At 67.5% G+C, this 24,863-nt stretch carries 24 protein-coding genes; 19 read left to right on the forward strand and 5 right to left on the reverse strand.

The genetic code is table 11. The annotated features are described in order from the left end of the window. Window positions 1-54: 54 nt before the first annotated feature. A complete protein-coding gene (locus DBV14_RS15830) occupies window positions 55-561 on the reverse strand; it encodes a gluconokinase (protein ID WP_260397063.1) in 507 nt (168 codons plus the stop codon). 103 nt (window positions 562-664) lie between these two features. Between DBV14_RS15830 and DBV14_RS15835 the strand changes: the two genes are divergently transcribed. From DBV14_RS15835 to DBV14_RS15855, 5 genes are all read left to right on the forward strand, one after another. Next, entirely contained in the window at window positions 665-3,922 is a 3,258-nt protein-coding gene (locus DBV14_RS15835) for an efflux RND transporter permease subunit (RefSeq protein WP_124460114.1), read from the forward strand. A gap of 92 nt (window positions 3,923-4,014) precedes the next feature. Next, window positions 4,015-5,313: an efflux RND transporter periplasmic adaptor subunit gene (locus DBV14_RS15840; RefSeq protein WP_124460115.1), complete on the forward strand. Its 1,299-nt coding sequence runs from the start codon at window positions 4,015-4,017 to the stop codon at window positions 5,311-5,313. Then, a complete protein-coding gene (locus tag DBV14_RS15845) occupies window positions 5,313-6,800 on the forward strand; it encodes an efflux transporter outer membrane subunit (protein WP_260397064.1) in 1,488 nt (495 codons plus the stop codon). The genes DBV14_RS15840 and DBV14_RS15845 overlap by 1 nt, the downstream gene beginning before the upstream one ends. A 109-nt stretch (window positions 6,801-6,909) precedes the next feature. Continuing rightward, window positions 6,910-7,833 carry an alpha/beta fold hydrolase gene (locus tag DBV14_RS15850; protein WP_124460116.1) on the forward strand — a complete coding sequence of 308 codons (924 nt, stop codon included), beginning with the start codon at window positions 6,910-6,912 and terminating at the stop codon, window positions 7,831-7,833. Window positions 7,834-7,969: 136 nt separating this feature from the next. Further along, entirely contained in the window at window positions 7,970-8,785 is an 816-nt protein-coding gene (locus DBV14_RS15855; RefSeq protein WP_260397065.1) for a carbonic anhydrase, read from the forward strand. 52 nt (window positions 8,786-8,837) lie between these two features. Here the strand turns inward: DBV14_RS15855 and DBV14_RS15860 are convergent, their stop codons facing one another. Then, window positions 8,838-9,932, reverse strand: coding sequence for a PA0069 family radical SAM protein (locus tag DBV14_RS15860; protein WP_124460117.1), 1,095 nt, complete (start codon window positions 9,930-9,932; stop codon window positions 8,838-8,840). A gap of 129 nt (window positions 9,933-10,061) precedes the next feature. Between DBV14_RS15860 and DBV14_RS15865 the strand changes: the two genes are divergently transcribed. The 6 genes from DBV14_RS15865 to DBV14_RS15890 all read left to right on the forward strand — a co-directional run bounded on the left by DBV14_RS15865 (window position 10,062) and on the right by DBV14_RS15890 (window position 14,485). Further along, window positions 10,062-10,673: a GbsR/MarR family transcriptional regulator gene (locus DBV14_RS15865; RefSeq protein ID WP_124460118.1), complete on the forward strand. Its 612-nt coding sequence runs from the start codon at window positions 10,062-10,064 to the stop codon at window positions 10,671-10,673. Between the two features lie 59 nt (window positions 10,674-10,732). Further along, window positions 10,733-11,164: a thiol-disulfide oxidoreductase DCC family protein gene (locus DBV14_RS15870; protein ID WP_124460119.1), complete on the forward strand. Its 432-nt coding sequence runs from the start codon at window positions 10,733-10,735 to the stop codon at window positions 11,162-11,164. Window positions 11,165-11,249: 85 nt separating this feature from the next. Then, window positions 11,250-12,218 (forward strand): methyltransferase domain-containing protein, encoded by a 969-nt coding sequence (locus tag DBV14_RS15875; RefSeq protein WP_124460120.1) that lies wholly within the window; start codon window positions 11,250-11,252, stop codon window positions 12,216-12,218. A 194-nt stretch (window positions 12,219-12,412) separates the two neighbouring features. Continuing rightward, window positions 12,413-13,465 (forward strand): SRPBCC family protein, encoded by a 1,053-nt coding sequence (locus DBV14_RS15880; protein WP_124460121.1) that lies wholly within the window; start codon window positions 12,413-12,415, stop codon window positions 13,463-13,465. A 26-nt stretch (window positions 13,466-13,491) separates the two neighbouring features. Further along, entirely contained in the window at window positions 13,492-14,130 is a 639-nt protein-coding gene (locus DBV14_RS15885) for a DUF4166 domain-containing protein (protein WP_124460135.1), read from the forward strand. Window positions 14,131-14,137: 7 nt separating this feature from the next. Continuing rightward, complete coding sequence (locus tag DBV14_RS15890; protein WP_124460122.1) at window positions 14,138-14,485, forward strand: DOPA 4,5-dioxygenase family protein; 348 nt, start codon at window positions 14,138-14,140, stop codon at window positions 14,483-14,485. A 37-nt stretch (window positions 14,486-14,522) separates the two neighbouring features. Here DBV14_RS15890 and DBV14_RS15895 read toward each other — a convergent pair whose 3' ends face one another. Next, entirely contained in the window at window positions 14,523-15,179 is a 657-nt protein-coding gene (locus tag DBV14_RS15895) for a glutathione S-transferase (RefSeq protein ID WP_124460123.1), read from the reverse strand. An 80-nt stretch (window positions 15,180-15,259) separates the two neighbouring features. Here DBV14_RS15895 and DBV14_RS15900 point away from each other — a divergent pair, with 80 nt between their 5' ends. From DBV14_RS15900 to DBV14_RS15910, 4 genes are all read left to right on the forward strand, one after another. Further along, window positions 15,260-16,477 (forward strand): polyhydroxyalkanoate depolymerase, encoded by a 1,218-nt coding sequence (locus DBV14_RS15900; protein WP_124460124.1) that lies wholly within the window; start codon window positions 15,260-15,262, stop codon window positions 16,475-16,477. 101 nt (window positions 16,478-16,578) lie between these two features. Continuing rightward, window positions 16,579-16,713: a hypothetical protein gene (locus DBV14_RS33915; RefSeq protein ID WP_260397068.1), complete on the forward strand. Its 135-nt coding sequence runs from the start codon at window positions 16,579-16,581 to the stop codon at window positions 16,711-16,713. Between the two features lie 237 nt (window positions 16,714-16,950). Next, complete coding sequence (locus DBV14_RS15905) at window positions 16,951-17,868, forward strand: universal stress protein (RefSeq protein ID WP_124460125.1); 918 nt, start codon at window positions 16,951-16,953, stop codon at window positions 17,866-17,868. Window positions 17,869-17,875: 7 nt separating this feature from the next. After that, entirely contained in the window at window positions 17,876-18,511 is a 636-nt protein-coding gene (locus DBV14_RS15910) for an N-acetyltransferase (RefSeq protein ID WP_124460126.1), read from the forward strand. Between the two features lie 14 nt (window positions 18,512-18,525). On the opposite strand, the gene DBV14_RS15915 is transcribed toward DBV14_RS15910, so the two are convergent. Continuing rightward, window positions 18,526-19,494 carry a LysR family transcriptional regulator gene (locus tag DBV14_RS15915; RefSeq protein WP_124460127.1) on the reverse strand — a complete coding sequence of 323 codons (969 nt, stop codon included), beginning with the start codon at window positions 19,492-19,494 and terminating at the stop codon, window positions 18,526-18,528. Between the two features lie 101 nt (window positions 19,495-19,595). On the opposite strand from DBV14_RS15915, the gene DBV14_RS15920 reads away from it, so the two are divergent. The 3 genes from DBV14_RS15920 to DBV14_RS15930 are packed head-to-tail and all read left to right on the forward strand — an operon-like array spanning window position 19,596 to window position 22,803. Then, a complete protein-coding gene (locus tag DBV14_RS15920; protein WP_185546030.1) occupies window positions 19,596-20,705 on the forward strand; it encodes an adenosine deaminase in 1,110 nt (369 codons plus the stop codon). A gap of 11 nt (window positions 20,706-20,716) precedes the next feature. Beyond that, window positions 20,717-21,694 carry a tripartite tricarboxylate transporter substrate binding protein gene (locus DBV14_RS15925; protein ID WP_124460129.1) on the forward strand — a complete coding sequence of 326 codons (978 nt, stop codon included), beginning with the start codon at window positions 20,717-20,719 and terminating at the stop codon, window positions 21,692-21,694. 5 nt (window positions 21,695-21,699) lie between these two features. Then, the gene (locus DBV14_RS15930; RefSeq protein ID WP_124460130.1) at window positions 21,700-22,803 is read left to right on the forward strand and encodes a nucleoside hydrolase; all 1,104 of its coding nucleotides are present in this window, start codon (window positions 21,700-21,702) and stop codon (window positions 22,801-22,803) included. A 64-nt stretch (window positions 22,804-22,867) separates the two neighbouring features. Here DBV14_RS15930 and DBV14_RS15935 read toward each other — a convergent pair whose 3' ends face one another. Further along, window positions 22,868-23,323, reverse strand: coding sequence for a CBS domain-containing protein (locus tag DBV14_RS15935; protein WP_124460131.1), 456 nt, complete (start codon window positions 23,321-23,323; stop codon window positions 22,868-22,870). Window positions 23,324-23,488: 165 nt separating this feature from the next. Between DBV14_RS15935 and DBV14_RS15940 the strand changes: the two genes are divergently transcribed. Next, window positions 23,489-24,799 (forward strand): O-acetylhomoserine aminocarboxypropyltransferase, encoded by a 1,311-nt coding sequence (locus DBV14_RS15940; protein WP_124460132.1) that lies wholly within the window; start codon window positions 23,489-23,491, stop codon window positions 24,797-24,799. Window positions 24,800-24,863 lie beyond the last annotated feature (64 nt).

Raw genomic sequence — 24,863 nt, forward strand, 5'->3', positions numbered from 1 at the left:
ACCCGGTGTCAGTCGCACACGTCAAAGAATGACCCCGCACCCGCAACGAACAAACTACCCAGCCGGTAGCCAGGCCCGAACCTGGGTAACAAGCGCCCCCAGTGGCGCTGTCGCATCGACCGCCAGCACACCCGCCTCACCGACCGGCGACTCCAACGTCGCGAACTGGTTCGCCACCAGGCTCGCCGGAAACATGTGCTCGCCCGCCCCCGCACGCGCAGCCACACGGCGCTCGGACTCGGCGCGCTCGATGGCCATGAACACGAAACGCAGCCCCGGCGCGGCTGCCCGCAACTGCTCGCGGTAGATGCGCTTCAACGCCGAACAGGTCAGCACCGCCCCCTGCGGCGCATCGGCCAAGGCCCGGCCCAGCGTTGCCAGCCAGCCCGCACGGTCTTCGTCCGTCAGCGCCACGCCGCGGCTCATTTTTTCCACGTTGGCCGCTGGATGGTGGTCGTCGCCCTCGATCAGCGGCAGGCCCAGCGTGGTCGCCAACGCCGCGCCCAGGCTCGATTTGCCGCACCCCGACACGCCCATCACTACCAGCCAAACCCTGTCCATATGCACCCTTTTGGTAAAGCACCACACCCGAAAAAACGGCGCCAGCAAACTTAAATCTACTTCCTTATGATGCGAAACCTTTTTCCGCCGGAAGCAGAGAGCCCTGTCCATGGTCCAGCTCGCATTGCGTCGTCCGTACACCTTCATCGTCATGGCGATGCTGATCGTGCTGGCCACGCCGTTTGTCCTGGCGCGCATGGCCACCGACATCTTCCCGGAAATCAACATTCCGGTGGTCAGCGTCATCTGGAACTACACCGGTCTGCCGGCCCAGGAAATGGGCCAGCGCATCTCGGGCCAGGTCGAGCGCGGGCTCACCACCACGGTGAGCGACATCGAGCACATCGAGTCGCAGTCGCTGGCGGGCGTGTCGATCATCAAGGTGTTCTTCCAGCCCACCGCCAACATCGAGATGGCCATCTCGCAGGTGGTGGCCTCCATGCAGGCGCAGGTCCGGCAGCTGCCGCCGGGCATCACGCCGCCGCTGGTCATCAAGTACTCGGCCTCCAGTGTGCCGGTGATCCAGCTGGCGCTGTCCAGCCCCACGCGCTCTGAAAACTCGCTGTTCGACGCCACCGTCAATCAGCTGCGCCCGCAGCTCATCACGGTGCCGGGCGCGGCCATTCCGTTTCCGTACGGTGGCAAGAACCGGCTGATTTCGGTCGACCTCGACACCCAGGCGCTGCAGGCGCGCGGCCTGTCGCCGGCCGACGTGGTGAACGCGGTCAACGCGCAGAACCTGATTCTTCCCTCGGGCACGGCCAAGTTCGGCAGCACCGAATACAACGTGAAGATGAACGGCTCGCCCGATGCCATCGCGGGCCTGAACGACCTGCCGGTGCGCACCGTGAACGGCGCCACCACCTACCTGCGCGATGTGGCCTACGTGCGCGACGGCTTCTCGCCGCAGACCAACGTGGTACGCCAGGACGGCGTGCGCGGCGTGCTGCTCTCGGTGCTGAAGAACGGCGGTGCGTCCACGCTGGACATCGTGTCGAACATCCGCGCCATGCTGCCCATCGCCGCCCAGACGATGCCGGAAGACATCAGGATCACGCCGCTGTTCGACCAGTCGGTGTTCGTCAAGGCAGCGGTGAAGGGCGTGGTGTTCGAGGCCATCCTGGCCGCCGCGCTCACGGCCGCGATGGTGCTGCTGTTCCTGGGCAACTGGCGCAGCACGCTCATCATCGGCCTGACGATTCCGCTGTCGATCCTGGCGTCGATCCTGGTGCTGTATTCGCTGGGCGAAACGCTCAACCTCATGACCCTGGGCGGGCTCGCGCTGTCGGTCGGCATCCTGGTCGACCAGGCGATCGTGACCATCGAGAACATCGAGCGGCACCTGCACATGGGAACGCCGCTCAAGGAAGCCATCGAGGTCGGCGCGGGCGAGATCGGCTCGGCGGCTTTCGTGTCCACGCTGTGCATCTGCATCGTGTTCGTGCCGATGTTCTTTCTCTCGGGCGTGGCGCGCTTCCTGTTCGTGCCGCTGGCCGAAGCGGTGGTGTTCGCCATGCTGGCCTCTTACCTTCTCTCGCGCACGCTGGTGCCGACGCTGGTGATGCTGCTCATGAGCGGATCGCACGGCGAGCACCAGCCGGCCGCCGCCGCTGCAGCAGGCCGCAAGCAGAGCCTGCTGCAGCGCCTGTACCGCAGCTTCGACCGCCGCTTCGAGCGCGTGCGCCGTGCGTACACGCTGGTGCTGTCGGCGGTGCTTTCGAAGCGCGCGGGCTTCATCGGCCTGTTCCTCGGCTTCTGCCTGCTGTCGTGCCTGCTGTACCCGGCACTGGGCCGTGACTTCTTTCCGACCGTCGATGCGGGCCAGATCCGCCTGCACCTGCGCGCGCCCACCGGCACGCGCATCGAGGAAACCGCGCGCCTCACCGACAAGGTCGAAGCCGCGATCCGCGAGCTGGTGCCGCCGGACCAGCTCGAAACCATTCTTGACAACCTGGGCGTGCCCAACAGCGGCATCAACCTGTCGTACAGCAACGCCGGCACCATCGGCACCTTCGACGGCGAACTGCTGCTGTCGCTGAAGGAAGGCCACAAGCCAACGGAGGAACACGTGTCGGTGCTGCGCGCCGAATTGCCCAAGCGCTTTCCGGGCATCGAGTTCTTTTTCCAGCCGGCGGACATCGTCACGCAGATCCTGAACTTCGGCCTGCCGGCCGCCATCGACGTGCAGTTCAGCGGCGCCGACATGGCGGGCAACGCGGCACGCGCAGCAGAGCTCACCAAAGCGATTCGCCAGATTCCCGGTGCGGTCGATGCCCACGTGCACCAGCGCCTGGACGGCCCCGCGCTGAGCCTGCAGATGGACCGCTCGCGGCTGCAGCAGTACGGCCTGACCGCCTCCAACGTGGGGCAGAACGTGCTGATTGCGCTGTCGGGCAGCTCGCAGACGGCGCCGGCCTTCTGGCTGAATCCGCAGAACGGCGTGGTCTACAGCATCGCGGTGCAGACGCCGCAATACACCGTCGATTCGCTCGATGCGCTGCTCAATATTCCGGTGGGCTCGGGTGCCGCGACGGCAGGCGGCGGTGGCGGCACGGGCGCCTCGCAGCAGTTGCTCGGCAACCTGGTCGACGCGCAGGCCGCGCGCCAGCCGGCCGTGATGTCGCGCTACAACATCGCGCCGGTGATCGACGTCTACGTGAGCGTGCAGGGCACCGACCTGGCCAGCGTGGCATCGAAGGTGCAGAAGCTGGTCGACGAGATGCGGCCCAAGCTGTCGCGCGGCAGCCAGGTCACGATTCGCGGGCAGGTGCAAACAATGCAGTCGTCGTTCATCGGGCTGGGCGTGGGTCTGGCGATGGCCATCGTGCTGGTGTACCTGCTGATCGTGGTCACCTTCCAGTCGTGGCTCGACGCGGCCATCATCATCACCGCGCTGCCGGCCGCTCTGGCGGGCATCGCGTGGATGCTGTTCATTACCGGCACCACGCTGAGCGTGCCCGCGCTCACGGGCGCGATCATGACCATGGGCGTGGCCACGGCCAATTCGATCTTGCTGGTGTCGTTCGCGCGCGAGCGGCTGCAGGCGGGCATTCCCCCGCTGTCGGCCGCGCTCGAAGCCGGCGCCACCCGCATCCGACCGGTGCTGATGACGGCGCTGGCCATGATCATCGGCATGATCCCGATGGCGCTCGGCATCGGCGAAGGCGCGGAGCAGAACGCGCCGCTGGGCCGCGCCGTCATCGGCGGGCTGATCTTCGCCACGGTGTCGACGTTGTTTTTCGTGCCCGCCGTGTACGCGGGGGTGCACAGTAGGCTGGCGCACCGCAAGGCGGCCCGTGAAGCCACACAGCAGCAGCAAGAGCAACAACCGCCAGCGGGCGCAGCGCCCCAGGAGAATTAGTACGTGACCCCCACGCTCATTCACTTCGTGTATTCGCTGCCCCCCGAGGGGGCCGCAGCTCGCCTTGGGAGCGGCCCGGCGCCGAGCTGGTCATGACGGAGCAACGCCATTCGGCATTGGCCATCCACCCCATCGCCGTAGAAGAAGGCGAAGGCGAACTGATGCGCCGCCGGCAGATCGTGCGGCGCACGCGCTGGCTGGTGCTGATCGTCCTGGTGCTGCTGGCGCTGGGCGCGGCGCGCACGGTGTTCGTGCGCATGGCCAACGCCCGCGCGCTCGAGGCCGGCACCGCCGAGCGCGCCAAACAGTACGTGCAGACCGCCCTGCCCCGCGTGCCCGCCACCGGCCAGACGCTGGCGCTGCCGGGCACGCTGCAGGGCTTCGTGCAGTCGCCGATTGCGGCGCGCGCCAGCGGCTACCTCAAGCGCTGGACCAAGGACATCGGCAGCCGCGTCGAAAAGGGCGAACTGCTGGCCGAGATCGAAACGCCCGAAATCGACCAGCAGCTCTCGCAGGCCATTGCCGCGCGGGCCCAGGCCGCATCGGGCCTGGCGCTGGCGCAAAGCACGGCCGAGCGCTGGGAAGCGCTGCGCAAGAAAGACGTGGTTTCGCAGCAAGACCTCGACGAGCGCCGCAGCGCCGTCGCGCAGGCCACATCGAACGTGGCGGCGGCCGATGCCAACGTGCAGCGGCTCAAGCAGACCGAAGGCTTCAAGCGCGTGGTGGCACCGTTCGCGGGCGTCATTACCCGGCGCAACGTCGACGTGGGCGACCTCATCGACGCGGGCGCGGGCGGCGGCGCCGGGCGCGCTCTGTTCCTGCTGGCGCAGACCGATCCGCTGCGCGTGTACATCAACGTGCCGCAGGCTTACGCGCAGCTCGTCAAGGCGGGCCAGCCGGTGGTCGTGACGCAGGCCGAGCTGCGTGGCCAGAGCTTCAAGGGCCAGGTGGCGCGCACCGCGGGATCGATCGACACCACCACGCGGATGATGCAGGTCGAGGTCTCGCTGCCCAACAGCGACGGCGCGCTGCTGCCGGGCGCTTATGTGCAGGTGTCGCTGCCCCTGGCCGCAAGCCGCACGCTGACCGTGCCGTCGAATGCGCTGCTGTTCCGCGCCGAGGGCACGCGCATCGCGGTGGTCGATGCGCAAGGCCGCATCGCGCTGCGTGCCGTGACGCTGGGCCGCAACTACGGCGAGAACGTCGAGGTGATCGACGGGCTCGACGGCAAGGACCGCATGGTGCTGAACCCCTCCGACTCGCTGGCCGAAGGCGATGTGGTGGCCGTGGCACCCGAGGCCCCCGCTCCGGCTGCACCCGGAGCGACGGGCGCACCGCAGGCTCCGGCCGCCCCGGGCACGAAGGCGCCCACGCCCAAGGCCCCCGCGTGATGACGACGCCGCGCCTGCTTGCCACGGCGCTCGCTGCAGCCCTGCTCGCGGCAGGCTGCGCGGTCGGCCCCGACTACAAGGCGCCGGACACCCCGCTGCCCGTCAGCTGGAAGCTCGAGGAACCCTGGCGCGTGAGCGCGCCCAACGACAGCGCCGACAAGGGCCCCTGGTGGAAGCGCTTCGGCGACGCGCAGCTCGACGCGCTGCAAGACCAGGCGCTGGCCGGCAGCCCCACGCTGGTGATCGCCAACGCGCGGCTGGCCCAGGCGCGCGCCACGCTGGCCGCCAGCGATGCCGGCCGCTATCCGCAACTCGGCCTGGGCACGCGCGCCTCGCGGCTCAGGATTTCAGCCAACCGGCCGCTGACCAACTACAACAGCGCCAATTTCTCGACGTTGCAGAACGACTTCGCGGTGTCGCTCAACGCCAGCTACGAACTCGACCTGGCGGGCCGTGTGCAGCGCACCGTCGAGGGCGCCACCGCCTCCGCCGAGCAATCGGCCGCCGACTTGGCCAACACACGCCTGCTGCTCAGCGCCGACGTGGCCAGCAATTACTTCAACCTGCGCTCGAGCGACACCGAACTGGACGTGCTCTCGCGCTCCATCGGCCTGCAGCGCCGTGCGCTGGAACTGGTGACGGCGCGCCACGACCTGGGCGCCGTGTCGGGCCTCGACGTGGCGCAGCAGCAGGCGCTGCTCGAAACCACGCTGACGCAGGTCGACGTGCTGAAGAAGCAGCGTGCGCAGTACGAGCATGCGCTGGCCACGCTCACCGGCACGCCCGCGCCCGGCTTCGCGCTGGCGGTCGACCTGCGCGAGATTCGCCCGCCGGCGGTGCCGCTGGGCGTGCCTTCGGAAATCTTGCAGCGCCGGCCCGACGTGGCCTCGGCCGAACGCGCAATGGCGGCTGCCAATGCACAGATCGGCGTGGCCACCGCGGCCTTCTATCCGAGCTTCATCATTTCGCCGACCGTGGGCGTGGACAGCCGGCTGATCGAAAGCCTGTTCAACGGCCCCAGCCTGCTGTGGTCGGTCGGCGTGTCGGCCACGCAGGTGCTGTTCGACGGCGGCCGGGTGCGCGCCAACGTCGACTTTGCCAAAGCCGGCTACGACGCCACCGTCGGCAACTACCGCCGCACCGTGCTGACCGCCATGCAGGAAGTCGAAGACGGCATCACCGGCCTTTCAGCGCTCGACAGCGCCAACACGCAGGCCCAGGCCGCCGTGGCCGCGGCGCGCCGCGTGCTCGACATGGCAACCAGCCGCTACGAAGGCGGTGCCTCGACCTACCTGGACGTGATCACCGCGCAGCAGTCGCTGCTGACGGTGGAACGGCAAGCCGCGCAGTTGCAGGGGCAGCGGCTGCTGACCTCGGTGTTCCTGGTGAAGGCGCTGGGCGGCGACTGGTGCGGCACCGATGGCAAAGACGGCACCACAGGCGCCGGCTGCGCCAACACGCCGCGCCAGGTGGCCGGCACCCGCTGAGCGGGCCCTTTCGCCAACGCCGGTTTCCACCGCTTGCCGGGAACGAGGGATGGCGGGTTTCACGGGAAGCTCGTAGGATCGCGCCCCCAGCACTCCACGGAAGCGATTCATGCGCAAGAGAATCTTTGGACTTCTCGCCTTCGCCCTGCTCGCGACCACGGCGCTGGCGCAGACGAAGAACTTTCCCACCTTCTCGCCCGCGTTCAAGACGCGCGAAATTGCCGTCAACGGCACCACGCTGCATGTGCGCGTGGGCGGCACCGGCCCCGCCGTCACGCTGCTGCACGGCTACGGCGAGACCGGCGACATGTGGGCCCCGATGGCGAACGAGTTCGCACGCGACCACACCGTGGTCGTGCCCGACCTGCGCGGCATGGGCCTGTCGGCGCGCGCCACCGCGGGCTTCGACAAGAAGACGCAGGGGCAGGACATCGCGCAACTGCTCGACAAGCTCGGCGTTGCGAAGACACAGCTGGTCACGCACGACATCGGCAACATGGTCGGCTATGCCTTCGCGGCGCAGAACCGCGACCGCGTGACGCGCTTCGTGCTCATCGACGCGCCCGTGCCCGGCGTGGGACCGTGGGAAGAAATTCTGAAGAATCCGCTGCTGTGGCACTTCCGCTTCGGTGGCCCCGACATGGAGCGGCTGGTGGCCGGGCGCGAGCGCATCTATCTCGACCGCTTCTGGAACGAGTTCTCAGCCACGCCGGCGCGCTTCAGCGAAGCCGCGCGGCAGCACTACGCCCGCCTGTACGCGCGCCCGGGCAACATGCACGGGGGCTTTTCGCAGTTCGCGGCCTTCGACCAGGACGCCATCGACAACAAGGCCTTCATGGCGCAGGGCAAGCTGGAGATGCCGGTGCTGGCACTGGGCGGAGAAAAGTCGTTCGGCTCGACCATGGCAACGGTGATGCGCTTCGCGGCCAGCGACGTGACCGAGGGCATCGTGCCCGACTCGGGCCACTGGATCATGGAAGAGAACCCGAAGGCCACCACGCAATTGGTGGGCGACTTCCTGCGAAAGAACTAGCGGGAACAGGCTGGCCCGCCCCACCCCGCCGCACCCGGTAGCCGGAACGCGGTGATGTCGAGGTTTGTGCGCCCGCGTTGCGGGCTTGTCCTGGAGTGGTAGAAGACGCTGCGGAAAGCGGGCGCCGGCTGGCGCAATGCCGCTCTCCGCTCTTCAACCATCAGGGAAAAAACAAACAATGACATCACATCTCTCGATCCTCAAGCTCGCCGTCGGCGGGCTGATCGCCTCGGCGGCCATAGGCGCAATGGCCCAGGAAGGGCACGCGCCGGCACATGCGCACTGGGACTACCGGGGCAAGCTCGGCACCAAGGCCTGGGGCGACCTAGAGCCGGGTTTCGCGACCTGCAAGCTCGGCAAGCACCAGTCGCCGGTCAACATCAAGGTGAGCCAGGCAAAGAAGGCGGCCTTGGAGCCCATCCGCTTCGACTACACGGGCAGCGCGGGCGAGGCAGTCAATACCGGCCATACCGTTCAAGTCAACCTCGCGGAGGGTGGCGGCATCGGGCTGGCCGAAGGCGAATTCAAGCTCGTGCAGTTTCACTTCCACACACCGAGCGAGGAAAGGATCGACGGCAAAGCCTACCCGATGGTCGTCCACATGGTGCACAAGAACGACGCGGGCCAGCTCGCCGTGGTCGCCGTGCTGCTGAAGGAAGGCAAGGAAAACGCGGCGCTGAAACCGGTGTTCGACGCCCTTCCGGGCCAGCCCGGACAAGCCGAGCCGTTGAAGATCGCGCTGAACCCGTCGGACCTGTTGCCGGCCAAGCACGACTACTACCACTTCACCGGTTCGCTGACCACGCCGCCCTGCAGCGAAGACGTCAGCTGGCAGGTGCTGCGGCAGCCGGTGGAAATTTCAAAAGGCCAGCTTGCGGCCTTTCGCAAGCTTTACCGGATGAATGCGCGCCCGGTCCAGCCGCTGAACGGCCGCGTGCTCGAACAGAGCTGAACGACGCACGGACGACGACGCCGCGCGCTGGTGTTCGCTGCGCAGGTGCCCGCTAGAACAGGCTGGCCTGCCCCACCGCACCGGGCGGCCGGAACGCGGTGATGTCGAGCGGAATGCGCTCGCGGTTGAAGCCCAGCCGCATCGTCGCCTTCTGGAAGCGCTGGTGGATCAGGTCGGCCCACAGGCCGCTGCCCTTCATGCGCGTGGTGAAGTCGGCGTCGTAGTCCTTGCCGCCGCGCATCTCGTGGATGCGCGCCATGATGCGGTCGGCGCGCTGCGGGTAGTGCAGCGCCAGCCATTCCTTGAAAAGCGGCGCCACCTCCCACGGCAGCCGCACCACCGTGTAGAAGGCGCTGCGCGCGCCGGCCTCCCATGCCGCTTCGAGCACGTGCTCCATGTCTTCGGTGACGAAGGGAATCTGCGGTGCCACGCTCACGCCCACCGGCACCCCGGCCTCGGCCAGCGTACGGATGGTGCGCAGCCGCCGGTGCGGCGCGGCCGCGCGCGGCTCCAGCTTGCGCGCCAGTTCGCCGTCGAGCGTGGTCACGGTCACGTAGACCGCCACAAGGTGCTCGGCGGCCATTGGCGCGATCAGGTCGAGGTCGCGCTCGATGGCGCTCGACTTGGTGACCAGCGCGAAGGGGTGCCGCGTTTCCTTCAGCAGCTCGATGACCGAGCGCGTGAGCCGCAGCTCGCGCTCGATGGGCTGGTAGCAGTCGGTGGCAGTGCCAATGGCGATCTGGCTCGGCCGGTAGCTCTTGCGCCCGAGTTCGGCACGCAGCACCTCGACGATGTTGCGCTTGGCGATGAGCTTGGTCTCGAAGTCCAGGCCCGGCGAGAGGTTCAGGTAGCTGTGCGTGGGGCGCGCAAAGCAATAGATGCAACCGTGCTCGCAGCCTCGGTAAGGGTTGAGCGAACGGTCGAAGTAGATGTCGGGCGATTCGTTTCCGGTAAGCACCGACTTCACGTCCTCGAAGCGCACTTCGGTTGCGAGCGGCATGAGCTCGTCGGCCTCGGCCACGCCTTCTTCGAGCGTGCCCCAGCCGTCGTCGAAGGCATTGCGCTCGTCCTTGGCGAAACGGTGCGCCAGCCGCGTGGCCGCACCTCGGCCCTTGATGATGTGGATGGGAACCTGAGCAGCGGGCATGGCAAATCCTTTGGATGGAATTTACTGTTTATTCATACAGTATTCCACCGATTCGGAAGCGCCATCCGGTTTTTACATTTCTCTTGTTTCTCTATTGACAGAAATTTAAGAAATCCTAAACTCGCGGCCATGGAACTCACCGACATTCAACGCAAGTTCGTCCTGCACTGGGGCGAAATGGGGTCCATGTGGGGCGTCAACCGCACCGTCTCGCAAATCCACGCCCTGCTCTTTGCCCACGGCAAGCCGATGCATGCCGAAGAGCTGTCCGACACGCTGGGCGTGGCCCGCTCCAACGTCAGCAACAGCCTGAAAGAACTGCAGTCCTGGAACCTGGTGCGCGTGACCCACATCCTGGGCGACCGGCGCGACTATTTCGAGACCAGCGTCGATGTGTGGGAACTGTTCCGCACCGTCGTGCGCGAGCGCAAGGAACGCGAGTTCGACCCCACCGTGCGCGTGCTGCGCGAACTGGTGTCCAGCCCCGACTTCCACAAGGAGCCGGCCGATGCGCAAGACCGCATCCGCTCGACCATGGAGCTGATGGACAAGCTCGCCACCTGGGCCGACGAAATGCTGCGGCTGTCCCCCGGCACGCTCGACAAGGTGCTGACGCTGGGCGCCAGCGTGCAGAAGTTCGTGCGCGGCGATGCAGCGCCCTCCGATAAAGGCGGAAAGGGCGGCGACGGCGGCAAGGGCGAAGACCCGGACGCCCACCATGCCAGCCTGCCGATGATCTGAGGTCCTTTTTTTGCCCGATCATTTCTGTTTTGACTGAAATATCGATAACAAAGAACGCCATGTCCCAAGCAGCCCTCGCCGCCTACCCCCTGACCGTCTATTTCGACGCCACCTGCCCGCTCTGCGTCGCCGAAATGGGCGCCATGAAGGCACGCGATGCCGCCGGCCGCTTGAACCTCGTCGATTGCTCGCCTGCCGACTTTGCCGGCGGTCCGGCCCCGCGCGGGGCGCTGATGACGGCCATGCACGCGGTCGATGCCGGCGGCCGCGTGATGGCGGGTGTTCCCGCCATTCGCGCCTGCCGCGCGGCGGTGGGCCTGCCGACCGGCGGCTTCCTGCTCGACCTGCCGCTCGTCGGCGCGCTGGCCGACCGCGCCTATGCCGGGCTCGCGCGCAACCGCTACCGGCTGCCGCGATGGCTGGTCACCCGGCTCGTGGGACGCGGTGCCATCGCACCGGCCACCTGTGCGGACGATCAATGCCGGCTCTGAAAAAAGAGCACCACACAAATCACGCTGTCACACCCCCAGGGAACTCCGATAAGACCGCCATCCGAAGAAGAAAGAAGGAACCTCGATGCCCACCGTCTTCCAGACTGACCTCCGCATGCCGGGCACGCCTGAAACGGCAAGGCCTGCGGTTGCCGCCCCAGCCGTCTCGCCGATCACCCGCGAAGAAACGCAGGACTACTTCACCGAGGTCGCCATCGACTACAGCGCCTGGAGCCCGAGCTACAACATGCACTTCGGCTTCTGGCGCGTCGGCCTCAATCCGTTCCGGCGCGAGGGCATGCTGATCGAGATGAACCGCGCGGTCGGCCGGGCACTGAAGCTCGACGTGCCAGCAAGCCCCACGCAACAGCAACAACAACGCCGCTGCGTACTCGACCTGGGCTGCGGCGCCGGCGCCACCGCACGCACGCTGGTCGGCGACGACGCTTCGCTCTACGCCGTCACCGTGACCAACGTGCCGGTACAGAACGGCATTGCGGCAAAGCTCGATGCCAAGGCCGGCGTGGCCGACCGTGTGGCGCACATGGAAGCCGACTACACGCGCACCGGCCTGCCCGCCGCGCAAGCCGATGGCGCCTGGGCACTCGAAAGCGCCTGCTATGCCGAGGGCACGGCCAAGGCCGACTTCGTGCGCGAGGCGGCCCGCTTGCTGAAGCCGGGCGCGCGGCTGGTGGTGATCGACGGGTTCCTGCTGCGCAAGAAGCCCGGCCGCGTCGCCGGCTGGCTGCACCGCCTGTGGGCCGACAGCTGGGCGGTGCCCACATTGGCCACGCGCGAAGACTTCACTGCGGCATTGCGCGACAACGGGTTCGAGGACATCGAGTTCAAGTCGCTGCGGTGGCGCGTGGCACCCAGTGCGTTGCACATCCCGGTGCTCGCCACGCGATTCACGTTGGTCGAACTCTGGAAGGCGCGCGGCCGGTTGAGTCCGTGGCGTCGCAAGCACATCGTGGCCAGCTACTGCGCGCTGGCACTGGGCATGTTCTGGCGCGACTTCGACTACGGGATGGTTACGGCTACTCGGCGGGCTTGATTTTTCGCTGTTGTTCAGGGCGCGTACGACTGACACCGGGTNNGTGCTCTGCGCAGCGAAATAAAGGAGGAGCGAAGCGGGGGACATTCGCGGAGCAGAGCACACCGTCGGCGTGGGCGTCGCCCTGAATGAACCAAACAGCAGCGCTCAAAACACAACGCAACAAGAACAGACAGCAAACACCAGAGGAGCCCATGAGCACAGAACACGAAGACACCCGCCTGTCCGAACTGGCGCCCACGACGTCCAACGACGAAAAGCCAACCGACAAGCCCCGCCGCCGCATGCCCTTCGCATGGTTCTGGCCCATCCTCGCCGGCGCACTGGTCGCCCTGCTGCTGCGCATTGCGTTCAGCGGCGGCCCTGGCCATCGCTTCTCGCCGATGCTCGGTGCATTCGTGTATTTCGCACCCGCCGTGTGTGGTGCCGTCACCGTCTACATGGCCGAGCGCATCGAGCGGCGCAGCTGGGGCTACTACCTCTGGGCACCGTGGGTCGCGACGGCGCTCTTTGTCAGTGGCACCTTGGCTGTGTTCATCGAAGGACTCATCTGCGCCATCGTGATCATTCCGCTGTTCGCGATCATGGGCAGCGTCGGCGGGCTGGCGATGGGCATCGTTTGCCGCGTTACCAACTGGCCCAAACCCGCGCTCTACAGCTTTGCGATGCTGCCGCTGGTGCTCGGCGCCATCGAGCCGCAACTGCCCGACCCCGACCAGTTCTCGTACACCTCTCGCACGCTCTTCATTGCCGCGCCGGCCGAGCGCGTGTGGCACGCGCTGAACGACGCACGCGACATCCGCCCCAGCGAAGTCGGCGATGCCTGGGCCTACCGCATCGGCGTGCCGCTGCCGGTGTCGGGCGTGACCGTCGACACGCCCGAGGGCCGCGTGCGCCAGGTGCAATGGCAGAAGAACGTGCACTTCGACGAAATCATCACCGACTGGCAGCCGGGCCGGCTGCTGAAGTGGCGCTACCGCTTCACGCCAGACTCGTTCCCCGCGGGCGCGCTCGACGACCACGTCATGATCGGCGGCCAGTACTTCGACCTGCGCGACTCCACCTACACGCTGACCCCGCGCGAAGGCGGCACCGAGCTGCGCATCGACGTGTCGTGGCGCGTGAGCACCCGCTTCAACTGGTATGCGGAACCGGTGCTGCAGTTTCTGCTGGGCGACGGGGCGGAACACATCCTGCGCTTCTACAAGGCACGCAGCGAGCGCACCCTGGCGGTGGCCGGACGATGATGATGACGACGACCACGACGATCAAGATGACCACGAACGCGAACACCCGCCCCGTCTTCCAGCTGGCGCTGGGCCCCGCATGGGACCAGCTCGGCGACGTGATCCGGCGCCACTACACGATGGCGCCGTTCTCCGACGACTACGTATGCGTTCGCGGCACCATGAGCGAAGTGCATCACGCGCCCTGGGCGGAACTGCTGATGCCTTTGGGCCGGCTCTTCGGCGCGCTGGTGCCGCACACCGGGACCGACGTGCCGATCGAAGTGCACTACCGCTGCCGCCCCGACAACCCTCACCTGTACTGGGACCGCGTCTTTCACTTCAAGGGCCGGCCCGACTTTCACTTCCGCTCGCACATGGAGCACACGCCCGCCCAGGGCAGCGAAGTCATCGAGTACGTGCGCTTCGGCATCGGCATGCGGCTGGCGGTGAGTGCCGAGCAAGGCGCGCTGGTGTTCCGCGACCTGGGCTACATCTGGCGCATCGGCCGCCTGCGCATTCCGCTGCCGCTGGGCCTGCTGCTGGGCACGGCCCATGTCGAGGAACGGCCCGATCCGTCCGACCCCGACCACTTCACGATGAAGATGCTGCTGCGCCACCGCTGGTTCGGCGACGTGTTCCGCTACAGCGGACGCTTCCGTTTGGCGCGCTTGGGGCCACAATGAGCACACCATGCCGCGCCGCCCCGAAAACCTCTACGCCCAGTACCATGCCCACGTCTACTTTGCTCCCGCCACGCTGGCGCAGGCGCGCGCGCTCTGCGAGCGGGCGGGCCACGAGCTGATGGTGGTCGTGGGCCGCGTGCACGAGCGGCTCGTGGGGCCGCATCCGCACTGGAGCTGCCAGCTGGCCTTCGATGCCGCCGAGTTCGACCAGGTCATCGCCTGGCTCGAAGCCAACCGCGACGGCCTCGACATCTTCGTGCACGGCGTGACGGGCGACGACTTTGCCGACCACACGGCGCATGCCATGTGGCTGGGCAACGAAAGCGTGCTCGACCTGCGGATGTTCCGGCACTGACCGGTCCCGGGGCCGCAGTTTCTGCAGCTGCTGCGGCTCAGAACTCCGCGTCGAGCTCGTCGATTTCTTCCGGCTCCCGCTTTGCCGCCTCCACCCACTCCTGCATGGCCGGCAGTTCCATCACGCGCTTGCAATACGCGGCGCACACGCTGTCGAGCGCCACGTCGTAGCTCAGGAAGCGCGTGACCACCGGCGCGTACATCGCATCGGCAATGCCCGGCTGCTTGCCGAACAGGAACGGCCCGCCATGGGCCTTGAGGCATTCGCGCCAGATGGCCACGATGCGGTCGATGTCCGATTGCGCGCGCGACCACACCTTGAAGTTCTTGAAACGGGCCTTGATGTTCATCGGCAGCGCGCCGCGCATCGAGCTGAAGCCCGAGTGCATCTCGCCGCAGATGGCGCGGCAATGGGCGCGGGCCGCCACGTCGGCCGGCAGCAGCCCGGCCTTGGGCTTGATCTCGTGGAGGTACTCACCGATGGCCAGCGTGTCCCACACCTTCACGCTGCCGTGCTGCAGCGACGGCACCAGCATCGACGACGACAGCAGCAGCATTTCGGCCTTCATGGCCGGATCGTCGGGCGGAATGATCTTCTCGCTGAAGTCCAGGCCGGCCAGCCTGCACATCAGCCAGCCGCGCAGCGACCACGCACCGTAGTTCTTGCTGCTGATGGTGAGAACGGGTTTGGCCATCGGGACGCTCCTTGACGATGCAACGCTGCGTGCAAGCGCCATGCCACCCGGCTGGCCCGCAACTTGCCTGCACCCGTTGCATGCTGTACCGGGCCTATCAGAACCAAGCCGACCTTCTTTCGCCCTCGCGGCTGGCGGCGCAGTACCTGGGCAAGGCGCTCTGGCAAGACGGCACCGAGCGCACCATCATGCGGCGCATGGCGGCCCAGTTCGAGGTGTTTTCGCGCATGCGGCTGACCCATTCGCGCCCGCCCTACGGCATTGGCAGCGTCACGGTCGACGGCACCGAAGTGCTTGTCCACGAAGAGAAAACGCTCACCGCACCCTTCGGAACACTGCTGCACTTTCGCAAGGACATCAAGGCCGTGCACCCGCCCGTGCTGCTGGTTGCACCACTCTCGGGCCATTTCGCGACCTTGCTGCGCGAAACCGTGCGCACCCTGCTGCGCGACCACGACGTGTACCTGACCGACTGGCACAACGCGCGCGACGTGCCGCTGTGGCATGGCGGCTTCAGCCTGGACGACTACACGCTGCAGCTCATCCAGTTCCTCGAGGCCATCGGCCCGGGCGTGCACATGGTCGCGGTGTGCCAGCCCTGCGTGGCCGCGCTGGCCGCCACCGCCCTCATGGCCGAAGACGACAACCCGTCCACGCCGCGCAGCCTCACGCTGATGGCAGGGCCGGTCGATTGCCGCATCAACCCGACCGGGGTGAACGTGCTGGCCACCAGCAAGCCCATCGAATGGTTCCGGCGCAACCTCATCAGCCACGTGCCATGGCCGCATGCGGGCGTGATGCGGCGCGTGTACCCCGGCTTTCTGCAGCTCTCGGCCTTCATGAGCATGAACCCCGAGCGCCACAAGAAGCAGTTCCAGGACATGTTCACCCACCTTGTCGAAGGCGACCTGGAGAAGGCCCGCACCATCGGCAACTTCTACGATGAGTACCTGGCCGTGAACGACCTGCCGGCCGAGTTCTACCTGGAGACGGTGGAGCGCGTGTTCCAGACCTACGACCTGCCGCGCGGCGTGCTCACCGTGGGCGACCGTACCGTGAACCCCGCGGCCATCCGCCGCACCGCGCTGCTGACGGTCGAAGGCGAACGCGACGACATCTGCGCGGTCGGCCAGACGGTCGCGGCGCAAGACCTGTGCACCGGCATCCGGCCTTACCTCAAGACGCACCACCTGCAGGCCGGCGTGGGCCACTACGGCGTGTTCAGCGGCAGCAAATGGAACGCGCAGATCTATCCGCGCGTGCGCGAAACCATCCACGCAGCGGCCGAATTGCACTGAGGCCACGGCCGCCTCTTCGCCGCGCGGCGGGCTCTTCAATCTGGCAGAAGATGCGGGGCCTTTGATTGCGGTTCCGCGCTGGCCTTCCTACACTCGGGCCCATGCAACGCAAGGCCTTCATCCGCAGCAAGAACCGCTCTCCGGTCGACCATGGGTCGCTGGCTTCGAGCGAATCGCGCGCGGTCGCGCATGCGGCGGTGGCGACGCGGTCAGAGCTGACCCTCGCACATCCCTGAGCCCGGCGGTCAGCCTCCCCCTTTACAGCGCATCCATCGACCGCCGGGCCACCACAGCCCCGCGCGGTAGCACCCGCCGTCCGCCCCTGACGGGCTGATGGACTGACGGGTTGCGTTCGCGCACGGTCGCGCTCTCGCCGTCCCCACCCGATCTTCCGGCCCGCCGCCGCTGCTGCAGCACTCCAATCCGCTGCCGTGGCCGCACGGCCTGCTTTCTCCTGCGGAAGGAAAAGAAGCATGCACAACATCCAATCCATCCTCGCGATCACCGACCTGTCCGCGCGGGGCCATCGCACGGTGCGCCGCGCGGCATCGATTGCCGCGGAACACGGCGCGCTGCTGAAGCTCATGTATGCGCCCGCGGCATTCGCCGTCGGCGCCACCGAAACCGCCGCGCATGCCACGCGCCGCCTCGCCGGCCTGGCCATCGAAATGGCCGAGGGATTCGGCGTCCTGGTCAAGAAGGTCGACAACGTGAGCGGCCGGCTCGACGCCATCGCGGAAGAATCGCGCTGGTGCGACCTGCTGGTGGTCGGCGACGCGCGCGACGCCTGCACCCTCGCCTTCTTTCACGGGCAGCCCGTGGCGCGGCTGCTGCGCGCCGTGCGAAAGCCCGTGCTGGTCGCGCGGCTCGATGCGGCCAAGCGCTACCGGCGCATCCTGGTGGCGGTCGACCTCACGGATGCATCGCGGCATCTGGTCGAGCTGGCCTGGGCCTTCGACGGCAACGCCGAGGTCGAGCTGTTCCATGCGCTCAACACGCTGCACGAAGGCAAGCTGCGCTACGCCGACGTGTCCGACTACGCCATCAAGTCGCTGCGCCATGCCTGCGCGCTGCATGCGCGCGATCGGATGCTGTCGCTGTCGGATTCGTCGACCGCGCGGCGCAACCGCGTCGTCTCGGCCATCGGCCAGGGCGACCCGGCGCGGCAGGCGGCGGTGCAGCAGCAGTACTCGAAGGCCGAGCTGCTGGTGGTGGGCAAGCACGGGCGCTCGGCCATCGTCGACTTCGTGTTCGGCAGCGTGGCGCAGCGCGTGCTGCGGTGGTCCGCCAGCGACGTGCTGGTGGTGCCGCGCGGCAGCGGCGTGGCATCGCCTGTCAAGGCCGAGCCTGTGGCGCATGGCGCGCTGGCGCCCGCCTTGAAGCAGCAGTGAGGGCGACATGGCATTTGCATTGCGCCCATTCCCCTTCTTCGACGCATTCACTGCATGGGCGTTGCGCCCTGCTGAACTGCGCATCGATGTCGATCCGAAGAAAGGCCGGCCGAGCGAGCCGCTGACGCCTGTCTACGAACGCATGCGCGCGCTGGGCGACCGCCTGCAGGACCTGCACCTGCCGGACCAGAGCGACCCTGACCTGCGCGTGCGCTACCGCGAAGCGGACGGCGAGCTCTATGTGTACGTCGAGGACGTTCGCTGCGAACGCCTCGTCGGCTACACCGTCTTCAACCGACTGATCGAGCTCGGGCGCAGGGCCGACCGGCACGTCAGGGCACCGCACTCGCAGTACGACCCGGCCTACCAGCGGCGCGGGCTGGCCACGGCGGTCTACCGGTGGGCACTCGGCAGCGGCATCTGCCTGATGAGCGGCGCGCGGCAGTCGCCGGGCGCCAACGCACTCTGGCAGAGCCTCGCCAACCGCTACGACGCCGGATTCGTCGACCTGAGGGAAAAGGTCTTGACCTACCTCGGCCCCGAGATCGACGACGCCACGCTCGGTGCGCTTCACACGCGCATGCTCCTGCTGGGAAACGGATGGACGCTGGAGCGGTTCAAGCGGGAGGCGCAGATGCGTTGAAGCGCAAAAGCAGCCTATCGCCGAGCGCGCGGGCTCTTGGCGCCCTTCGTCATCCGCCGCACCGTCGCCTCTCCACCCTGCGGCAACCTGTCGCGCAGGAACGCAATCAGCTCCTGCGCGACCACATTGCGCATCGGCCCCGGCATATACGCCAGCACCACGCGCCGTTCGACGCGCGGCTTCAGCAGCGGCACGACCACCAGTTCGGGGTCGCGCAGCGACGAGGTGTACAGCCGCGGCATCAGCCCCAGCGCCTGCCCGCTGCGCACCAGCGCATAAAGCGTTTCGGAATAACTCACGCGGTACGGCTCCGCGCCCTGCGCGAACTGGGCGCGCGCCGGGTTTCCGAGCGCCGGCATGCTGCCGCTTTCGAACAGCACCAGCCGCTCCTTGCCGATGGCTTCCCAGTTCGCGTCGCCCGCCTCGGCCAGTGCGTGGTCGCGCCGCACCACCAGCACCAGCGGGTCGCGGAACAAGTCGATGCAGGTCAGGCCGCCCGGCGGCTCGGTGATGGCGGCGACCGCCATGTCGAGCTGGCCGCTGCGCAGCTCGGCCAGCAAGGCGGTCGACGGCGCGTCGCGCCAGGCCAGCTCCACTTCGCGCTGGCCATTCGCCAGGAACTCGCTGGCAGCCGCGGCCACGCGCGCGCTGGCCGAAGGGATCACGCCGATGCGCACGAAGGCCCGGCCGCGCTGCACGGTGCTCTCGATGTCGCGCAGCGCCACCTCGAAGGTGTTGACCAGGAAGTCGGTGCGCGCCAGTACCTCGGCCCCCACGGGCGTGAGCTCCAGGCTGTGGGTGGAGCGGGTCAGCAACTCGGCGCCGAGCAGCTTTTCCATCTGCTTGATGGCATTGCTCAGCGCCGGCTGGGTAATGGCCAGCCGCCGCGCGGCGCGTCCGAACTGGCCTTCCTCGACCAGCACCGAGAAGAACTGCAACTGGCGCAGGGTGAGCGCACGCAAAGGCAGGGGCAAGGTGGCCATGGGCGACGTACCGGCCATTGGTTCCGGTTATTGATTCAGTGAATCAAATTATAGAAATTCAAAATTTTCTTTATGAGGTGCCACTGCCTAGACTGGTCAGCATGACCAGCGCTGCCCCCACCTCGCCCCCATTCACGCTGGAATCGATGCTGCGTGCGATTCCCAAGGTCGAGCTGCATTGCCACCTGTTCGGCACCGTGCGCCACGACACTTTCAAGCAGCTGAACCTGCGCGCCGGCGCACCGCTGGCGGCCGACGAGATCGAAGGCTTCTACACGCGCGGCGAAAAACCGGTGGGTGTGCTGCGCGTGCTGCGCGCGCTCGACGCACAGCTGGTGCGCGGCGCCGGCGACCTGTACCAGCTCACGCTCGAATACCTGCAGGACGCGGCCTCGCACAACGTGCGCTACGCGGAGTTCTTCTGGAACCCGACGGGCACGGTGCACGGTTCGGGCATTCCCTACGCAATGGCACAGAGCGCGATCGTCCGCGCGATCCACGACGCGCAGCAGGAGTTCGGCATCACCGGCCGGCTCATCGCGGCCATCGACCGCGAAGCCAGCGCCGAGGCGGCGGTGGAGATGGTGGAGTGGGTCAAGGCGCACCGCTGCGACGAAGTGATCGGCATCGGCATCGACTACCGCGAGAACGACCGGCCGCCGGAGCTGTTCACGCAGGCCTACGCCGCCGCCAGGAAGGCGGGGCTGAAGACCACCGCGCACGCCGGCGAGTTCGGCATGCCCTGGACCAACGTGCGCACCGCGCTCGACGTGCTGCGGGTCGACCGCATCGACCACGGCTACACGGTGGTCGACCAGCCCGACTTCGCACGCGAGTGCGCGGAGCGCGGCGTGCTCTTCACGGTGGTGCCGACCAACTCGTACTACCTGCGCACGTTGCCGCCCGAGCGCTGGGCGCTCGACCACCCGATTCGCCGCATGCCCGGCCTGGGCCTGCGCATCCACCCCAACACCGACGATCCGACGCTGCACAAGGTCACGCCCACGCAGGCCTGGCTGATGATGGTGCGCGACTTCGGTTTCGGCCTGGACGACCTGCGCGGCTTCATGCACAACGGCCTCGACGGCGCCTGGATCGACGACACGCAGCGCCGCGAATGGCGCACGCAATGGAGCGACGCCTTCGACACGCTGCGCGCCCGCCTCGACACCGAACCCACCACCACCGCCACCACTTCCTCCAACCTTTGATTGCCCACGCCATGAACACGCCACGCCGCCTGCTGCTCGCTGCAGCACTCCTTGCCGCCCTCCCCACCGCGGCGCTCGCGCAGGCGTGGCCGGCCGCCAAGCCCATCACGCTGATCGTTCCCTACACGGCGGGCGGCAGCGTGGACGTGAATGCGCGCCTGGTCGCGCAGCGGCTGGGCGAGCGGCTGAAGCAATCGGTCGTTATCGAGAACGTGAGCGGCGCGGGTGGCGCCATCGGTGTTGCCAAGGCGGTGAACGCGGCACCCGACGGCTACACGCTGGTGGTCGGCCCCGACAGCGCCATCGCCATCGGCAAGCTGGTCAACCCGACGGCCTTTCGCTTCGACCCGCTGAAAGACCTGGCACCGGTCGGCCTGCTCAACACCGCGCCGATGGTGCTGGTGGCGCGGCCCGGCCTCGAGGCGCAGACCTTCACGGACTTCGTGAAGCTCGCCAAGGCCAAGCCCGGCAGGTACAACTACGCGACCTCGGGCGTGGGCACCGTGCTGCAACTGGCGATGGAATTGCTGAAGGAGCGCAGCGGCATCTTCGTCACGCACGTGCCCTACCGCGGCGGCGCGCAGATTGCCACCGACGTCATCGGCGACCAGGTCGACCTGGCGATGCTGGTCAGCACCAGCGCCATCCCGCACGTGAACGGCAAGCGCCTGAAGGCGCTCGGCATCACCAGCAGCAAGCGGCTGGCCGCGCTGCCCAACGTGCCCACCTTCGACGAGATGCCCGGCCTCAAGGGCTTCGACATGGTGAGCTGGACGGGCATTTTCGCGCCCGCCAAAACGCCGCCGGCCGTGGTGGCGCACATCAACCAGGAGCTGAACGCCGTGCTGCAGGAAGAAGGCGTGCGCGGCAAGCTGATGGAGCAAGGCGCATTGCCGGGCAGCGGCACGCCCGAGGCTTTCGGCCGCTTCGTGCAGGCCGAGTACGCGCGAAATCAGAAGATCGTGCAGACCGCCAACATCAAGGAGTGAGCACGATGACGAAGACCCTGCCCCGGCTTTCCCGCCGCGCACTCGTCGCGTCCGCCGCCGCCAGCCTTGCCGGCATGGCCTTCGCGCAGGCCACGCCGGCGCCCACCGCGGCCGCGCTGGCACAGGCGCTGGCCGGCACCCCGGCCACGCAACTGCCGCCCGCACCCGGCAAGCGCCAGGTGATCATCGACACCGACCCTGGCCAGGACGACGCCATTGCGCTACTGATGGCCATGGCCGCGACCGACAGGCTCGATATCAAGGCGCTGACCGTGAGCGTGGGCAACCTGCCGCTCACCGTGACCGAAAAGAACGCACGCATGGTGCGCGACTGGGCCAACAGGCCCGATATTCCGGTGTACGCGGGCTATCCGCGCCCGCTGGTGCGCGAACCCATCTTTGCCGACGACGTGCACGGCAAGACCGGCATGGAAGGCCCCACGCTGCACACGCCGCGCGGCCCGCTGATGCCCACGCACGCGGTGCAATACATCATCGAAACGCTGCGCGCCGCGGCGCCGAAGAGCATCACGCTCGTGGGCCTGGGGCCGCTCACCAACTTCGCAGCCGCGCTCAATTCGGCGCCCGACATCAAGCCGGCCATTGCCGAGATCGTGGTGATGGACGGCTCCTGGGGCGTGGGCGGCAACATCACGCCGGCCGCCACCTTCAACGTGTATGCGGACCCCGAGGCGGCATCGATCGTGTTCCGCAGCGGCGTGCCGGTGACGGCCATGTCGCACGACGCGGCGCGCCGCGTGCTGCTGACGCCCGAGCGCATCGTTCCCTTCCGCGCCATGGGCAACAACGCCGGCAAGGTGGTGGCCGACATTTTCGATTCGATGATGGCGTACGGCCTGCGCCGCCGGGGCGTGGCGGTGGGGCCGATCTACGACCCGTGCGTCATCGCCTACCTGCTGCAGCCCGAGCTGTTCAAGGGCGCCAGGGTGAGCGTGGATGTGGAGACGAAGGGCGAGTTCACGACCGGCGTGACGGTGGTCGATTTTCGGGGCTACAACCGCCGCACGCCCAACACGCTGTGGATCAGCGAGGCCGACACCGAGGGGTTCTACGCGCTGCTGCGCACCCAGATCGCGCGGCTGCCCTGAACAACTGAACAGCGCGACGGACCGGAAACCGGAGGCCGGGCGACGGGCCCGGCCGGACGCCGGCTCAGCCGGTTTTTTCGTCGTCTTCCGCCGGCCAGTCGCGGATGTAGGCCTTGAGCATCTTGTTCTCGAAGTTCTGGCTGTCGACCACGGCCTTGGCCACGTCGTAGAAGCTGATCACGCCCATCAGCATGCGCTTGTCCATCACGGGCATGTAGCGCGCATGGCGCTCCAGCATGATGCGGCGGATTTCGTCCAGGTCGGTTTCCAGCGTGCAAGTGACGGGAGCATCGTCCATGGCCTTGCGGACCAGCGTGGTGCCGACCTGCCCGCCGTTGTTGACGATGGCCACGATCACCTCCCGGAAGGTCAGCATGCCGACCAGGTCGCCGTGTTCCATGACCACCAGTGAGCCGATGTCTTTCTCCGCCATGGTGTTGGCGGCTTCTGCCAGCTGGTCGTCGGGTGTGATGGTGAAGAGCGTGTTGCCCTTGACGCGAAGGATGTCGCTGACTTTCATCGTGTGCTCCTCTGGAGACCTCAATCTCGGCTATCTCGGCGGCGTGCCGTTTTTGAATATAGCCCACAATCGACGCCGACCTGAACGCCCCTGTCGCGCACGCATGTTTTGCCAGCGTAACGGGGCATTGCGAAGCGATCCAAGAGACAACTGAGAAAGGCCCCAATGCCCGGTTATTCCGACCCCGGTTTCGACACCCTCGCGCTGCACGCCGGCGCCTCGCCCGACCCCGCCACCGGCGCGCGGGCGGTGCCGATCCACCTGACCACCTCCTTCGTCTTCGAGTCCAGCGACCACGCGGCTGCGCTCTTCAACCTGGAGCGCGCGGGCCACGTGTATTCGCGCATCAGCAACCCGACCAACGCGGTGCTGGAGCAGCGCGTGTCGGCGCTCGAAGGCGGCATCGGCGCCATCGCCACCGCCAGCGGCCAGGCGGCGCTGCACCTGTCGGTTGCCACGCTGATGGGCGCGGGCTCGCACATCGTGGCCAGCACGGCGCTGTACGGCGGTTCGCAGAACCTGCTGCACTACACGATGCGGCGCTTCGGCATCGAGACCACCTTCGTGAAGCCCGGCGACCTGGACGGCTGGCGCGCGGCCGTCCGGCCTGAAACCAAGCTGTTCTTCGGCGAGACCGTGGGCAACCCGGGCCTGGACGTGCTCGACATCCCCGCCGTGAGCGACATCGCGCACGAAGCGGGCGTGCCACTGCTGGTCGACTCCACGCTGACCTCGCCCTACCTGATCAAGCCCTTCGACTGGGGCGCCGACCTGGTCTATCACTCGGCGACCAAGTTCCTGTCGGGCCACGGCACGGTGATCGGCGGGGTGGTGGTCGACGGCGGCAGTTTCGACTGGGAAAAGTCCGGCAAGTTCGCCGAACTGACGCGGGCCTACGACGGCTTCCACAACATGGTGTTCAGCGAGGAAAGCACGGTCGGCGCGTTCCTGCTGCGCGCGCGCCGCGAAGGCCTGCGCGATTTCGGCGCGTCGATGAGCCCGCACACGGCGTGGCTGATCCTGCAAGGCATCGAGACGCTGCCGCTGCGCATGGAGCGCCACATCGACAACACGCAGAAGGTGGTCGAGTTCCTGGCCACGCATCCGTTCGTGTCGCGCGTGGGACATCCGCTGATCGAGTCGCACCCGAGCCATGCGCTCGCACAGAAGTTGCTGCGCCATGGCGCACGGGGTGCCGGCGCGGTGTTCAGCTTCGACATCAAGGGCAGCCGCGCGCAGGGCAAGGCGTTCATCGAGGCGCTGAAGCTGTTCAGCCACCTGGCGAATGTGGGCGATTGCCGGAGCCTGGTGATTCACCCGGCGAGCACGACGCACTTCCGCATGACGGACGAGGCGCTGGCGGGTGCGGGCATTTCGCAGGGAACGATTCGGCTGTCGATCGGGCTCGAAGATCCGGCCGACCTGATCGACGACCTGAAGCGGGCGCTCAAGGCTGCCGAGAAAGCGGGGGCATAGGATGAAATCCTGTTCTTCTTTTGTTCGTCGCGTTGTGTTTGAAGTGCGTCGTTCAGGGCGCGCC

The organism is Variovorax sp. KBW07, from assembly GCF_003852515.1.
In the GTDB taxonomy this organism is placed as follows: domain Bacteria; phylum Pseudomonadota; class Gammaproteobacteria; order Burkholderiales; family Burkholderiaceae_C; genus Variovorax.

Bases quoted from the DNA above. Each gene is read 5' to 3' on its own strand.
- DBV14_RS15830 (WP_260397063.1), bottom strand. From the start codon at position 561: ATGGACAGGGTTTGGCTGGTAGTGATGGGCGTGTCGGGGTGCGGCAAA.
- DBV14_RS15840 (WP_124460115.1), top strand. From the start codon at position 4,015: ATGACGGAGCAACGCCATTCGGCATTGGCCATCCACCCCATCGCCGTA.
- DBV14_RS15845 (WP_260397064.1), top strand. From the start codon at position 5,313: ATGACGACGCCGCGCCTGCTTGCCACGGCGCTCGCTGCAGCCCTGCTC.
- DBV14_RS15850 (WP_124460116.1), top strand. From the start codon at position 6,910: ATGCGCAAGAGAATCTTTGGACTTCTCGCCTTCGCCCTGCTCGCGACC.
- DBV14_RS15855 (WP_260397065.1), top strand. From the start codon at position 7,970: ATGCCGCTCTCCGCTCTTCAACCATCAGGGAAAAAACAAACAATGACA.
- DBV14_RS15860 (WP_124460117.1), bottom strand. From the start codon at position 9,932: ATGCCCGCTGCTCAGGTTCCCATCCACATCATCAAGGGCCGAGGTGCG.
- DBV14_RS15865 (WP_124460118.1), top strand. From the start codon at position 10,062: ATGGAACTCACCGACATTCAACGCAAGTTCGTCCTGCACTGGGGCGAA.
- DBV14_RS15870 (WP_124460119.1), top strand. From the start codon at position 10,733: ATGTCCCAAGCAGCCCTCGCCGCCTACCCCCTGACCGTCTATTTCGAC.
- DBV14_RS15875 (WP_124460120.1), top strand. From the start codon at position 11,250: ATGCCCACCGTCTTCCAGACTGACCTCCGCATGCCGGGCACGCCTGAA.
- DBV14_RS15880 (WP_124460121.1), top strand. From the start codon at position 12,413: ATGAGCACAGAACACGAAGACACCCGCCTGTCCGAACTGGCGCCCACG.
- DBV14_RS15885 (WP_124460135.1), top strand. From the start codon at position 13,492: ATGACCACGAACGCGAACACCCGCCCCGTCTTCCAGCTGGCGCTGGGC.
- DBV14_RS15890 (WP_124460122.1), top strand. From the start codon at position 14,138: ATGCCGCGCCGCCCCGAAAACCTCTACGCCCAGTACCATGCCCACGTC.
- DBV14_RS15895 (WP_124460123.1), bottom strand. From the start codon at position 15,179: ATGGCCAAACCCGTTCTCACCATCAGCAGCAAGAACTACGGTGCGTGG.
- DBV14_RS15900 (WP_124460124.1), top strand. From the start codon at position 15,260: ATGCTGTACCGGGCCTATCAGAACCAAGCCGACCTTCTTTCGCCCTCG.
- DBV14_RS33915 (WP_260397068.1), top strand. From the start codon at position 16,579: ATGCAACGCAAGGCCTTCATCCGCAGCAAGAACCGCTCTCCGGTCGAC.
- DBV14_RS15905 (WP_124460125.1), top strand. From the start codon at position 16,951: ATGCACAACATCCAATCCATCCTCGCGATCACCGACCTGTCCGCGCGG.
- DBV14_RS15910 (WP_124460126.1), top strand. From the start codon at position 17,876: ATGGCATTTGCATTGCGCCCATTCCCCTTCTTCGACGCATTCACTGCA.
- DBV14_RS15915 (WP_124460127.1), bottom strand. From the start codon at position 19,494: ATGGCCACCTTGCCCCTGCCTTTGCGTGCGCTCACCCTGCGCCAGTTG.
- DBV14_RS15920 (WP_185546030.1), top strand. From the start codon at position 19,596: ATGACCAGCGCTGCCCCCACCTCGCCCCCATTCACGCTGGAATCGATG.
- DBV14_RS15925 (WP_124460129.1), top strand. From the start codon at position 20,717: ATGAACACGCCACGCCGCCTGCTGCTCGCTGCAGCACTCCTTGCCGCC.
- DBV14_RS15930 (WP_124460130.1), top strand. From the start codon at position 21,700: ATGACGAAGACCCTGCCCCGGCTTTCCCGCCGCGCACTCGTCGCGTCC.
- DBV14_RS15935 (WP_124460131.1), bottom strand. From the start codon at position 23,323: ATGAAAGTCAGCGACATCCTTCGCGTCAAGGGCAACACGCTCTTCACC.
- DBV14_RS15940 (WP_124460132.1), top strand. From the start codon at position 23,489: ATGCCCGGTTATTCCGACCCCGGTTTCGACACCCTCGCGCTGCACGCC.